The organism is Vibrio sp. YT-19(2023) (genome assembly GCF_033337395.1).
In genome coordinates this window covers 1-680 of record NZ_JAWOQN010000543.1, presented here as the reverse complement: position 1 = coordinate 680, position 680 = coordinate 1, and the positions used below count along the sequence as shown (strand labels likewise).

General features: G+C 43.7%; 1 pseudogene. It reads right to left on the bottom strand.

Features of this window, described 5'->3' with window-relative positions:
• Window positions 1-680 (bottom strand): annotated as a pseudogene (locus tag R7E78_RS27010) (cellulose synthase); the annotation flags it as partial.

Below are 680 nucleotides of genomic sequence, written 5' to 3'. Positions count from 1 at the left end.
ATGATTTAAGGCTTGATAGGCGCGTGTTTCAGCTAACGCCCACTGTTGATTTTCCATTGCTATAGACATGCTATTGCGAAACGCTAATGCGTCGGCATCAGGCATCGCATCCAACAACTGATTTAGCGCATTAGCGTCATTTCGATAGCCTTGTTGATTAAACACCGCGGCCACTGTCATCAACTGTGCCGCAGTTAAGCTATCGCGCTTTTTATTCAAAATGAGGTGCATATCGTGATACGTCGCTTCATCTCCAGTCAAAGCACTGGCTTGCAACATGCCAATTTCTGCTTGAGTTTTAAATGGCTCAGGCTTTAAAGAAACTTGTTTATACAAATCCAACGCAAGCTTAGGCTGTTGATTAACAAGCATCAGATCCGCTTGACTCAACAGTCGACGGGTTTTGAGTTCATCAAACTGTAATGCTTCCGAAGCACTTAAATCTTGTGTTGCGGAATTTAATGCTAAGCTCGCATACCAACTATCAAAATCTTCAAAGTGATTCAAGCTTACCATCATGCTGCCGTAAGCCAGTTTGTCATCGGTTGACCAATCTTCTGCAAACGAAATGCTTTGGAAAACCCTCTCAGCTTCCTTAACTTCATCAATGTCTAACCACGCACTCACTAGACGAGCGAGCGGTTGAATTTGACCTTGATAATCCGACTCTAGCGCACGTA